The organism is Cognaticolwellia aestuarii, assembly GCF_002000025.1.
GTDB lineage: Bacteria > Pseudomonadota > Gammaproteobacteria > Enterobacterales > Alteromonadaceae > Cognaticolwellia > Cognaticolwellia aestuarii.
In genome coordinates, this window is sequence record NZ_MUZV01000003.1 from 18,419 (window position 1) to 31,214 (window position 12,796).

Here is a 12,796-nt window from a genome sequence, read left to right on the forward strand (position 1 = left end):
AAGTAATGTGAGGAGCCAGTGGTATGAAACTATTTTCATGGTTTATAAATACAACAAAAATTAACTCAGCTAAAAATGATAAAGCTTCGTTAGAGCGAGAACTCTTAATATTTAATAACAACACTATGTGGCCAATAGCGAAAGTCAGAAATAATATCGTTGTACAACAACAAACATACGTAAATGCAGCATCTAATTTAAAGGAAACAACTCAAGTTAACACATTAAAAGAACACACTAATTCATGATAGCTCTGGATGTTTAGTCAATTAATTTCAGCATTAATTAATTGACTAAGTTATTACTCAAACAATGTTGATTGCAGCACTTCCCTCGCCTGATCATAATCTCCCAGCTCCACTAAATCTCGGCTGACATTATAATGATAACTTGGCATTAAAAATTTGTTCGCCGCTAACCGTAAAATATCAATATAAGTCGGTGGAAAACTCAACTCAAAGTATTGTAGTTTTGTTCGTTGCGCCAAAGGTTTAAAAGCCTGCATTTGCCGCTGATTTTGACATGAATTTGCCGGAAAAAGTCCTATTTCGTTTTGGTATTCTTTCGGTGTCAATAATTGCCAGCCCTGGTTATAGCGAGATAATATTGGTGTGGTATCTTTAATTAAACTAAACCAAGGTACTTGAGATAACACCTTGGCTCTGACACTCGCACGATCACCTTGGTAAAACTCAGGTAAGACAACAAGGTTATGGGCAAACGGCTCTTGCTGATATTGTTGGCACTTTTGATGTTGAACGGGTAATGGATACTCATCAACAAAACCCATTAAATGGCTCAGTTCATGCACTAAAACATCAATACTATCATTCTGATCGATATACAAAATACCGTGATCAACATTAGCACCTCCCCTTTCAACAACAAGGCCGAGATAGCGTGTGTTTATATCTTTTCGCTGCGCCCAAGTGTTAGCCTTACAGGTGATTTTTTCATCAGCTTGGTGTGAACATTTAACGATATCAGCCGCAATATATTTAGGGGCATTCAAACAAACAAACTCTGCTAAATGCTGCTGTTGAAAAGTGTTTATTAACTGCTGTGTGTGTCTCAAACCAGCTAAATTTGTGGCAAAAAACTGAACATCAATAAGACATGTCAACGCTGAAGACTTACTTACTTTCGCTGTTAATGGTTCTGAGTCGGCAGCAAAAACAGAGAACGTTTCTAACTCTAAGTAAAATTCTTGTGCTTCACTGTTTGCAAGCTGATTTTTATAGCGTGTAATAAATGCGACATCACCTTGGTACAGCGCCACTTTATACAATATCGTTAATGCCTCAGCATTAGCGATGATCGGTAATAATAATGGTTTGATGCGCGCGTATTCTTGCTGTTGAAAATAGTTGTTGGCCAATGCAATCCTTGCCTGAATATGGTTTTGGCGTATTGCCACCTTGTACCACAGTTGTGCTGATTGCATTTGTTGACGTTGATGAAAATACTCAGCTAGTTGGTATGCTGTGCTTGCACTTTGATTGCCGTGCAACGTGGCTAAATGCAACCATGCCTGATTATTTTTGGCATTTTTTAGCTGTCTTAGTCGTTCATTGGTATTGGTGAATATATCGACAGTTTCAAGTAGTGTTAATTGCTGACGAGTAATATTGGCTTGATTGACTTTTTCACGATAGTCAGCAATGAAAAAAAATAAGCTTAGCAATATCATTATCGCTAAGCTTATTAATGTAATAGTGATTTTTTTACCGCGAGTCATCTACTACGAATTTACGGTGTACTGCTTTGCTGCAGGCTTTGACGCATTAAATCAAGTTCAAGTTTTGCGTACCTGTGCTCAACAAACTCATAAACATTGGTACTCATCGCAAGTTTGAAAAAGTTAATCGCGGCATTAACATCTCCACGGATTTGACTATATTTGCCTAAATAAAAATACGCTTCACACAAACGTTCAGTTAGCGCTTGGTTGGTGTGAATATTTTCAGTTAACTGAGCGATAAATTGCTCTTGACTCATTTCACCTAAATAGAGCGCAATAACCTTCTTTGCCCAAAGACTATCATCAATTAATTTAGCGGCTTCAATTAACTCTTGCTTGGCACTTTGTTGGTCTAATTCGACATCTGCTAGATATTGCCAAAGCACGCGATAGGGATCATTCACTTGATATGCTTTAAATGCCTTGAAATCGTCAACCGCAAGATTTGGCCGACCACCATAATATAGAGCGATACCACGATTAAAATAAGCAAATTGATAATTAGGATCCAATTCAATCACTGAGTCGAACGCGTCATATGACTGATTAAACTCTTGCAACTGAATAAAATGGATACCTAAAAAGTTATAAGCATCTACCATGTCGGGTTTTAAATTAATCGCTTGATTAAAGTCATTATGGGCTAAGGCTCTTAAACCAAACTTGTCGTATTTAATACCACGTTGGTAATACAATTCAGCCCGTTGTTCGTCATTAATTTTAGCTCTTTGAAGTACTTGGCTTAAGCGCTCAAGGGCTATTTCATCTTTCACGTTAATAGCCATTGGCTCTGCAATGATTAGCTCACCTATAACTGACTGTTGGTTATCTGTGGTAGTACAACCTTGGGCTAATAATAAGCCTGAAACAAGTAATACTTTGGAGAATAAAGCTTTGGGAATTTTATTTTTAAGAAGTAAGCGCACGAAAAACAACATCCTAGTGGGTATTTATGCCCATGAGTATATAAAAAAGGGAGCAATTAAGCTCCCTTTTTATCGACAAGAAATTAGCAATATATGCGTAATACAGCTAATGAACTCACTTTATAGCAGAAAATTACTCTGCGTTGTCAGCTTCAGCTGCCGGTGTAGCTGGCTTTTCAGCCGCTTCTTTCATACTTAAACGTACACGGCCTTGACGGTCAACTTCTAGTACTTTAACGGTTACGTCTTGACCTTCTGTCAATACGTCACTTACCGCGTTAACACGTTCTTCAGAGATTTGAGAGATATGTACTAAACCATCTTTACCTGGTAAAACGTTAACAAAAGCACCGAAATCTACGATACGTACAACTTTACCAGTGTAAATTGTACCCACTTCGATTTCTGCTGTTAATGCCGTAATACGGGCAATAGCATCTTTAGCTTGTTCGCCGTCAGTTGCCGCAATTTTAACTGTACCGTCATCTTCAATTTCAATAGTCGTGCCAGTTTCTTCAGTTAATTGACGAATAGTAGCGCCACCTTTACCGATAATGTCACGAATCTTATCTTGTGGAACTTTCATGGTGTGAATGCGCGGAGCGAATTGCGAGATATCATCACGATGTCCGCCAATAGCTTCGTCCATAACATTTAAGATATGTGTACGCGCTGCTTTTGCTTGGTTTAAAGCAATTTGCATGATTTCTTGCGTAATACCTTCAATCTTAATATCCATTTGAAGTGCTGTAATACCACCAGTAGTACCTGCTACCTTAAAGTCCATGTCACCTAAGTGATCTTCATCACCTAAAATATCAGAAAGAACAACAAAGTTATCACCTTCTTTAACAAGACCCATTGCAATACCAGCTACAGATGCTTTGATTGGAACACCAGCGTCCATCAATGCTAATGAAGTACCACAAACAGAAGCCATTGAAGACGAACCATTTGATTCAGTAATTTCAGATACTACACGAACAGCATACGGAAATTCTTCAGCTGAAGGCATAACAGCTAACATACCACGTTTTGCTAAACGACCATGGCCGATTTCACGACGCTTAGGTGAACCAACAAAACCTGTTTCACCAACACAGTATGGAGGGAAGTTATAATGAAGCATAAATGAGTCAGTTTTCTCACCCATAATAGTATCAAGACGTTGCGCGTCACGTTGCGTACCTAATGTAGCCGTAACTAATGCTTGTGTTTCACCGCGAGTAAACACAGCAGAGCCGTGAGTACGTGGTAAAACACCGGTCATAACGTCTAATGCACGGATCATTTCAGGATCACGACCATCAATACGTGGAGAACCTTGCGTGATACGACCACGTACAACCGTTTTCTCTAAATCGTGGAATAAGTCTTTTGCTTCTTGAACATCTAACTCTGCGTCAGCTTCAAGTAACTGTTCAACTACGCCATTACGAATTTCAGCAATTTTTTCATAACGAACAGCTTTTTCAGTAATTTGGTAAGCTTCATTTACAGCAGCTTCTGAAAGTTCTGCAATTTTGGCGACTAGATCAGCGTTTTTAACTGGCGCTTCCCATTCCCATTTAGGGTTATTCACTTCAGCAGCCATTTCTTTAATTGCTGTGATAGCAGTTTGCATTTGCTCATGACCGTAAACTACAGCACCAAGCATCACTTCTTCAGAAAGCACATCAGCTTCTGACTCAACCATTAATACCGCTGAATCAGTACCAGAAACCACTAAATCAAGTTGTGAGCTAGCTAGTTCAGACTGTAATGGGTTTAAAATGTATTTTCCGTCAGTGTAACCAACGCGTGCTGCACCAACAGGACCACTAAAAGGCATACCTGAAATAGCTAATGCTGCAGAGGTACCTAATAAAGAAATGATATCAGGGGCAATTTCTGGGTTAGCAGATACAACCGTGATAATAACTTGTACTTCGTTAGTAAACCCTTCAGGGAATAAAGGACGAATTGGACGGTCAATTAGACGTGCAATTAAAGTTTCTTCTTCAGAAGGACGACCTTCACGTTTGAAAAAGCCACCTGGGATTTTACCTGCAGCGTAAGTACGCTCTTGATAGTTAACGGTAAGTGGGAAAAAGTCTTGACCTGGTTTTGCTTCTTTTTTACCAACAACTGAGACTAATACTGATGTATCGTCCATGCTAGCCATAACAGCACAAGTGGCTTGACGAGCAATAACGCCCGTTTCTAAAGTAACGGTATGTTGACCGAATTCAAAAGTTTTAGTAACTGGTTTGAACATAAAGTAGTTCCTTAAATATTTTTAGATTTTAATCAATCTGTACAATTATTTATTCACTTAGTTTGTCGCACAAATATTCATTAAAATATTAAGCTGCTAACCGATAAGTTAAGCACTAAGTTGAACAAAAAATTATACAGTTTGATTGATTAGCTTTTTGTAAATACAAAATTTGCACGCACATTATACTTAACAGTTATGTTTTTACTAGCGCGAAAGCACAAATGTTGAATTTAAAAGGTAAAAAGCATGCTTTGTAGTCGTTATGTCTCGCTTTCGCACTGAATTGGATAAATATCAACCAATACATCTTAACGTTTATACTGGGCATTTATAACGGATTATTTTTTATCTTTGCTAGGCAGATTCGATATAAATATAAACTGCGAGTTATGAGAAAAAGTAGCCAGCTAAATTCAGCCAACAATGCTAATGCAAACAAAAAATAATAGCCTGTAGCGGCCATCGTCAATAGCAGAAAAAAACAAGAAACCAGGTGCAATTTAAATAACACTTGGCCATGCTTTTTCAGTAATAACTCATGCATATGTGGTAAAAAACTCATCGCACTAAAATCAGCTAAGCATAAATTTTGTAGATGGGTATAGGTCAGAAACGGCGTTATTTTTAACAACATCGCCTCAATAATACTGACCAAATAAAAATAGATGAATAGCGCACTCAGCAGTAACGCTTTATTTCCAGCAAATACTTGCTGATAAAAAGCGTCAGGGAAAAAGTATAAACAGACCAAAGCCAGAAAACTGACACCCGCAAACTGCCAAAAGCTAACACTGGTATCAACCACTTTGCGTTTGCGCTGCTTGAACAGCTTCAAAAAGGCAACATTATAAACACTGTATAGTACCAAAACGAATGCGATAACAAATTGCCCCGCGACACTATTAGGCTTAAAAACAAACAATAGTAATAGCAAAAGAACTAACATAGCGGGTAAATATTTTGCCAACCATTTGGGGAAGCTTGGTGTTACATGAAACATTGGTATTATTTGTAAACTTACCGCTAAAATCAGCAGCCCTGCCCAACCGAAACCACCCAATAAAGCATGCAAATCGGTATAATTTTTGTCAGCAATAAAACGTATATCAACATAGGGTATTAGGTAACTTTGTGCGATAAAAAGTAACCCTAACAAAACCACAAAAATTAACGATAACATCGCAAGGCGAATACCAATGATAGTCTGCCCTTGACTCAATTTTTTTACGAGTACCTGAATAACCGAAAAAATATACCCTGTAAAACCTATTCCCAAAGCTGACATCGCAATGATCTGAGCTAAAGTACTCGGCAAAATAAAGTTCCATGTCAACGCGAGAGTACCTAAGGTATGTAAACTATGGGATACCGTTGCAACAGTGCTGACATTTGCGATGCCCACACCACCAATAACCGGTAAAAATTGATAGATAGCGCCCATCATCACCATTGACACAAAACCTAAGGTGAAAAGATGAGTCACTGCCAACATCATTGGTTGCCATCGACTCAGCCCAAGGGGTTCCCCCGCGAACAATATCAACAACGCGGCTAGGATTAAAAATACGTTAGCACTAATAAAATAACGAAATGGGACGCTAATCGCAGGTAAGGCACTAAATGATAAATTAGCGATATTCATGAGTTTTCTACACTACTTATATTTTCTGTAACACCAACAACAGCATTATAAATACGCTTACAGCTAAGCATTTGCGGCGATAAAAGCATTAAACTGCTGTTTATCCGGCCCTTTTGCGATGTAAATAATATAACTTTCATCCAAAACTTGCTTACTATGATAAAGCCAACCATGCGCTAATAATCGTTCGTATAGCGGAAACGGCTCTCGTCGATGTATTACTTTTAATACCGCGCCATTGGGCAACTGAGCAAGTGAAGACAAAATTACTTGCATTGGCTCAGGTGGAGCCAATGCGCTGACATTTACTGTCATTACTTCCATTGCTACTCGCTATTTTCAAGTGTTTGACAATGTTCAACAACGCGCGTTAATAAAGCATCTGGCGCCGGAACACGCTGCTGCGTCATAGGGTATAGCATCATTTCTTCTTTCATATTATGCTGCTGCATCAACACCATCAGGGTTTCTGACGCGCCAATATAAGCGTCTTTATCTTCAGCGCTCAGTGCTTGCAACAAATCCGCCACTAAAGCTCGCATTTGCTGATGTTCGCCGCGCATCACTTGTGTAGGACCTTGTGTAATACCGGTGGCTTGTTCGAATTCAGGGAACAAAATATTTTCTTCCGCTTGAAAATGTAAATCTAGCTCTTCAGAAAATTGCTTAAAGCTATCTTTAGCTAAGGCCCAATTATTTTGTGTAATTGCATTCTCAGCGGCAATAAAAAATTCATCACATTCACGGTGTTTTGCCGTCATAAATTCAGGGATAGATGTCATAAAATAGTCCTCATCAATAATTAATGAGATTTTAACTCAACCATAAAATCATTCTTTGACTTAGCGTAATAATAGCGTTATTTAGCATTGAGTAATCGCAATACTAAATATATTTAGCCGCTAAATTACTTCACGAGGCTTTTAATGAGTTGATTTATCATGTTTTTGACTAAAGCAGTATGCGCGAACGGAGATTATTTAGCGTCGTCGGTTTTGGTCTATATTAAGCTTCGATAAAACAATCTTATCGAACACACTTAAGGTTATTGCTGGGCAAAGCTGCGTATCAAATGCATAATTGTCTACTCAGCGCTTGATCATAATGTATATTGCACACTCTATGGTTATTAAGAGCGAATGCAAGTAGCAAGGTTACATTTAAACCCTCAACAGGAAAAGTATGGCAATGAATACAGCATCATCTCTCGATTTATTGCATCAAGCGCAACTGTCAGAGGTTGCGGTTGCTGTTTGTTTTAATGGCATTAGTCAATCTGTGATGATGATTTCTCCAAATAATTTACATGATTTTGCTCTCGGCTTTGCCTTGACAGAAGGGTTAATCAGCTCGACTGCAGAAGTATTAGATATCGTCATTAAAAAGCAAGCGCTTGGTTGGCAACTTAACCTGCATGTACTGTCTAGAACTGAGCACCGTTTAAAACAAAGACGCCGAACTATGGCTGGCCCTACGGGTTGTGGCCTCTGTGGTATCGCATCAATTAATGAGGCAATGTCAGTGCCAACTAAAGCACTCAATAGCCCTATTTTACCTGACGTTGATATCATTATTAACGCCCGTGACTCGTTATCAAAAATTCAAAAAAATCATCAGGGTGTAAAAGGTAACCATACGGCAGTGTACTTCGATTTACAGGCTCAAGTAATTGCCGTCAGAGAAGATGTTGGACGACATTCAGCACTCGATAAACTCATTGGTAGCTTATATAGTAATAAACAAGAACGTGTTGCCGGTTTTGCACTATTAACGAGTCGTTGCAGTCATGATCTAGTCATTAAAGCAGCACGAGCCAAATTACCTATGCTAGTGACGCTGTCTCAACCGACCGATCTAGCCGTAGCTTCAGCCGAGCAAAGCGGCTTAGCACTTTTTAGCTTTCAACAAGGTCAACTTAAACGTTTTGCTTAAAACTAATTAAGAGAAAATTATGCCTAATTCAAATTCTTCTAAACCGCCTTATTCTTCACCTGCAGGAGGCTGGGGCGCGTTAAAAAGCTCTGCTAAACACTTAATTCAAAGTGAAAATGCGATGAAAAGTGTTAAAGCATTACTTAAGGCTAATCAACCTGGAGGATTCGATTGCCCCGGTTGCGCATGGGGAGACGGTACTCATGCAGGCAAAATTGACTTTTGTGAAAATGGCGTAAAAGCTATTGCCTGGGAAGCTACAAGTAAGCGGGTAGATGAAGATTTTTTCAAGCAATATACCGTTAGTCAATTACAACAATGGGATGACCATGCACTGGAAAAAAGCGGCCGTTTAACTGAGCCGATGTTGTATGACGCTAGAGATGATCACTACCACCCGGTAAGTTGGCAGCAGGCTTTTGAATTAATTGCGAAAAATCTCAACCAATTACCCAGCCCTGATCAAGCATTATTTTATACTTCGGGTAGAGCCAGTAATGAAGTGGCCTATTTATACCAACTTTTTGCTCGAGCATTTGGTACTAACAACTTTCCTGACTGTTCAAATATGTGTCATGAAGCCTCAGGAGTCGGCATGACACGTAGTATCGGCATTGGCAAAGGAACCGTCACGATGGAAGACTTTGATCACGCTGACGCTATCTTTGTTTTTGGCCAAAACCCAGGAACAAATCACCCTCGCATGCTAGCAACCCTGCGTAAAGCCAGAAAACGTGGAGCTCGCATTGTTGCTATCAATACCTTGAAAGAGCAAGGGTTACAAAAGTTTGCCGATCCGCAAAACCCTAAAGAAATGATATTGTTTTCAAGCACTGATATTAGTCAATATTACTTCACGCCAAAATTAGGCGGTGATATGGCAATATTACGTGGTATCGCTAAAGGACTATTTGAAAAAGCTGAACATGATAGCAACATTTTAGATCACACATTTATCGATGAACACTGTGATGGTTTTGAGGATTATCAACAGGCAGTAATCAATAGCTCTTGGGATGAGATAACACAGCAAAGTGGTTTATCTCGTCGCGAGATCGCGCAGATGGTCGACATCTATAGTAATAGCAAAAATGTTATTTTTACTTGGGCTATGGGGATCACCCAGCATCGACATTCAGTTGCCACGGTGCGCGAATTAGTTAACGTATTATTACTGCGAGGTAATATAGGTAAAGTTGGCGCAGGTGCTTGCCCCGTTAGAGGCCATTCTAATGTTCAAGGAAACCGTACCGTCGGTATCAATGAACAGCCATCAATGCAGTTTTTAGCTGCGCTTAAAGCACGATATCAATTTGAGCCTCCACAAACGTCTGGCTTCAATACAGTAGACTCTATTCATGCAATGCTTGCTGGAAAAGCGAAAGTTTTTATCGGACTTGGCGGTAATTTTGCTGCCGCAACGCCGGATACTGCCCGCAGCTATCAAGCATTAGAACAATGCGATTTGACCGTGCATATCAGTACAAAATTAAATCGTAGCCATGTCATCACAGGAAAATCCGCTCTAATTCTCCCTTGCCTTGGTCGCACAGAAATAGATCAACAAGCTAGCGGTCAACAACAGATTACCGTGGAAGACTCTATGAGTATGGTGCATGGCTCACGTGGACAAAATGCGCCAGCATCTGAGCATTTACGCTCTGAAGTCGCCATTATCGCCGGTATTGCTACAGCAACTTTAGGTGATAACCTTATCGACTGGTCGAAAATTAGCGCTAATTATGCGCTCATTCGTGATGAAATTTCTGCTGTTATTCCTGGCTTTAAAAACTATAACCAACGCATTGAGACTGAGCGCGGTTTTTATCTCGACAATTCAGCTGCACAGCGTGAATGGAAAACCCTTACCGGTAAAGCTAGCTTTTCAGCGGCAATTTTACCTTCGCATTTATCTTCTACAGTAACTGAAAGTCTGTCAACACAACCCGTTCTGACATTACAAACCTTACGCTCTCATGATCAATATAATACCTCTATCTATGGCCTTGATGATCGTTATCGAGGAATTCATGGACAGCGAAAAGTCGTTTTTATTAATGATGAGGATATGGCAAATCAGCGTCTACAAGATGGTGACTTGGTCAGTATAGTAACCGTCTCAAATGATAATATTACACGTTCTGTATCTGGTTTTCGCGTTGTACGTTATCAAATACCTGCTGGATGTATCGCGGCCTATTACCCAGAAACGAATCCACTCGTACCATTGGAAAGTGTTGCAGACGATTGCGGCACACCAACCTATAAATCTATCTCAGTGATATTAAAGCCCCAGGTGTAGGGTAAAGTTTAAGTTTGTCGTGCGTTGACTATCTTCTCAAAAGCAAGCTAAGTGGCAACGCGAATCATCTAGTGTTTGTTGTGCCGTTGCTCATAATAAAATCAGAGATAATTAATCAGCAATAAAAAAAGGAGCCATTAGGCTCCTTTTGAAGATCTTTTGCTTTTATTTAATAAAGCTAGTCTTAACGACGTAGACCTAATTTACCGATCAAAGCAGTGTAACGTTCAACGTTTTTGCCTTTTAAGTAATCAAGTAATTTACGACGTTGGCTTACCATGCGTAATAAACCACGACGAGAGTGGTGATCATGGATGTGCTCTTTGAAGTGACCTTGTAAGTGGTTGATTTGTGTAGTTAACAAAGCAACTTGTACTTCTGGAGAACCAGTGTCACCTTCAGCTTGTGCGTATTCTGCAACGATAGCAGCTTTTTCAGCAGCATTTAAAGACATAATATTTACCTTAATTTTAGTGTTTAAAAATCGCGTCGAGCCGAACACTAAATCAGCAAGACGTTCTAAAGAGCGCGTATTCTAGCAATATTAACGATAATTGCAACTTATACTGTTAGCCTACACATAGTAGCCGAGTTTATCCGACAACCGTAATACGTTTAGGCGCAACTAAACCATCATCATCTATATGGCCAATACCAATAAACTCACCGGTTTCAACGTCATCGCCAATAAAAACTTGTACTAAGCCTTCGCTTGGCGCGTTCGAGCATTGCACTGGGTTGCCATGGCGTAAAAAGTTAGCCGACATATCATCAACAAAAACAGCAGGAATGCCATCACAAGCAGAAGTCATCGGTAATAATAACGGATCTAAATAAACCGACGGGGCAACTTCTTCACTTTCAGCTTGTGCAAGTAAGGCTTCTAACTGCGCCATAGTGACCATACGATCGGTTGGATAGTTACCAACGGCACTACGGTGTAAATGCGCAACATGTGCGCCACAGCCAAGTAACTCACCTAAATCGTCAATAATAGTACGGATATAAGTACCTTTAGAAACATGAATATCTAAATCGACTTCGTCACCTTCAAAGCGTAATAAATCTAAACGAAACACCGTAATATCACGTGACTCTCTTGGTACTTCAATACCTTCACGTGCGTATTTGTAGAGTGGTTGCCCTTGATACTTTAACGCTGAATACATTGAAGGTACTTGCTTGGTAGTACCACGAAATGACGCTAATGCTTCTGCCAGTTGCTCGGCACTGACATTAACCGCTCTCTCGCTAACCACTTCACCATCAATATCACTAGTGGTGGTTCGAACGCCTAATTTAGCAGTAACTTGATAAGTTTTATCGGTATCAAGTAAAAATTGAGAAAACTTAGTTCCTTCACCTAAACATATCGGCAACATACCCGTAGCAAGGGGATCTAAAGCTCCGGTATGGCCGGCTTTTTGAGCAAAATAAATGCGTTTAACTTTTTGTAAAGCACTATTCGATGACATATCGTATGGCTTATCAAGCAGTAAAACGCCGTTAATTGCGCGACCTTTTCTTTTTTTCGCCATCGTTATTCACTCTCTGGAGCTTCGTCTACATCAGTTTCGCTTACATCGCCTTCATGGTTTTTCATGTCTTGCGCAACCGCTTGGTCGACTAAATTACCCATGCGAACACCTTCAACCATTGAGCTATCATAGATAAATCTAAGCTCTGGCATAATGCGCGCTTTAATGCGCTTAGCTAACAAAGTACGAATATAACTTGCCGCTTCATTTAGTACTTCAAGTGAGTGATCAACATTTTGACCTTCCAAGGTAAAGAAAGTAACAAAGATTTTTGCATAAGCTAAATCTCGCGTGATCTCAACAGCATTTACCGTGACCATACCTAAACGTGGGTCTTTAACTTCGCGTTGAATAATCATCGCGATCTCTTTTTGAATTTCTTGTGCTACTCGATCAGTACGAGCAAATTCTCTTGCCATGATGGCTACTCCTATAAGCGCTATAAAAAGTATTAA

12 protein-coding genes are annotated in these 12,796 nt (G+C 39.7%); 3 read left to right on the forward strand and 9 right to left on the reverse strand.

Features of this window, described 5'->3' with window-relative positions:
• Nucleotides 1-23 precede the first annotated feature (23 nt).
• Entirely contained in the window at nt 24-248 is a 225-nt protein-coding gene (locus B0169_RS05215; RefSeq protein WP_077284915.1) for a hypothetical protein, read from the forward strand.
• A gap of 53 nt (nt 249-301) precedes the next feature.
• Here B0169_RS05215 and B0169_RS05220 read toward each other — a convergent pair whose 3' ends face one another.
• The 6 genes from B0169_RS05220 to B0169_RS05245 all read right to left on the reverse strand — a co-directional run bounded on the left by B0169_RS05220 (nt 302) and on the right by B0169_RS05245 (nt 7,351).
• Nucleotides 302-1,690, reverse strand: a complete 1,389-nt coding sequence (locus B0169_RS05220; RefSeq protein WP_143323477.1) for a hypothetical protein — start codon at nt 1,688-1,690, stop codon at nt 302-304.
• Between the two features lie 59 nt (nt 1,691-1,749).
• A complete protein-coding gene (nlpI, locus tag B0169_RS05225; RefSeq protein WP_235838480.1) occupies nt 1,750-2,667 on the reverse strand; it encodes a lipoprotein NlpI in 918 nt (305 codons plus the stop codon).
• A gap of 133 nt (nt 2,668-2,800) precedes the next feature.
• Complete coding sequence (pnp, locus tag B0169_RS05230; protein WP_077284918.1) at nt 2,801-4,924, reverse strand: polyribonucleotide nucleotidyltransferase; 2,124 nt, start codon at nt 4,922-4,924, stop codon at nt 2,801-2,803.
• Between the two features lie 331 nt (nt 4,925-5,255).
• Nucleotides 5,256-6,569: a hypothetical protein gene (locus B0169_RS05235; protein ID WP_077284919.1), complete on the reverse strand. Its 1,314-nt coding sequence runs from the start codon at nt 6,567-6,569 to the stop codon at nt 5,256-5,258.
• 63 nt (nt 6,570-6,632) lie between these two features.
• Nucleotides 6,633-6,893, reverse strand: a complete 261-nt coding sequence (locus B0169_RS05240; RefSeq protein ID WP_077284920.1) for a DUF2249 domain-containing protein — start codon at nt 6,891-6,893, stop codon at nt 6,633-6,635.
• A 2-nt stretch (nt 6,894-6,895) separates the two neighbouring features.
• Nucleotides 6,896-7,351 (reverse strand): hemerythrin domain-containing protein, encoded by a 456-nt coding sequence (locus B0169_RS05245; protein WP_077284921.1) that lies wholly within the window; start codon nt 7,349-7,351, stop codon nt 6,896-6,898.
• Nucleotides 7,352-7,751: 400 nt separating this feature from the next.
• On the opposite strand from B0169_RS05245, the gene fdhD reads away from it, so the two are divergent.
• Nucleotides 7,752-8,501, forward strand: coding sequence for a formate dehydrogenase accessory sulfurtransferase FdhD (gene fdhD, locus B0169_RS05250; RefSeq protein ID WP_077284922.1), 750 nt, complete (start codon nt 7,752-7,754; stop codon nt 8,499-8,501).
• A 19-nt stretch (nt 8,502-8,520) separates the two neighbouring features.
• On the forward strand, nt 8,521-10,803 hold the full coding sequence (locus tag B0169_RS05255; RefSeq protein WP_077284923.1) for an FdhF/YdeP family oxidoreductase: 2,283 nt from the start codon (nt 8,521-8,523) through the stop codon (nt 10,801-10,803).
• A 184-nt stretch (nt 10,804-10,987) separates the two neighbouring features.
• Here B0169_RS05255 and rpsO read toward each other — a convergent pair whose 3' ends face one another.
• The 3 genes from rpsO to rbfA form a co-directional block, all read right to left on the reverse strand.
• Entirely contained in the window at nt 10,988-11,257 is a 270-nt protein-coding gene (rpsO, locus tag B0169_RS05260) for a 30S ribosomal protein S15 (RefSeq protein WP_077284924.1), read from the reverse strand.
• 139 nt (nt 11,258-11,396) lie between these two features.
• Entirely contained in the window at nt 11,397-12,341 is a 945-nt protein-coding gene (truB, locus tag B0169_RS05265) for a tRNA pseudouridine(55) synthase TruB (protein WP_077284925.1), read from the reverse strand.
• A gap of 2 nt (nt 12,342-12,343) precedes the next feature.
• A complete protein-coding gene (gene rbfA, locus B0169_RS05270; RefSeq protein WP_077284926.1) occupies nt 12,344-12,760 on the reverse strand; it encodes a 30S ribosome-binding factor RbfA in 417 nt (138 codons plus the stop codon).
• Between the last annotated feature and the right edge of the window lie 36 nt (nt 12,761-12,796).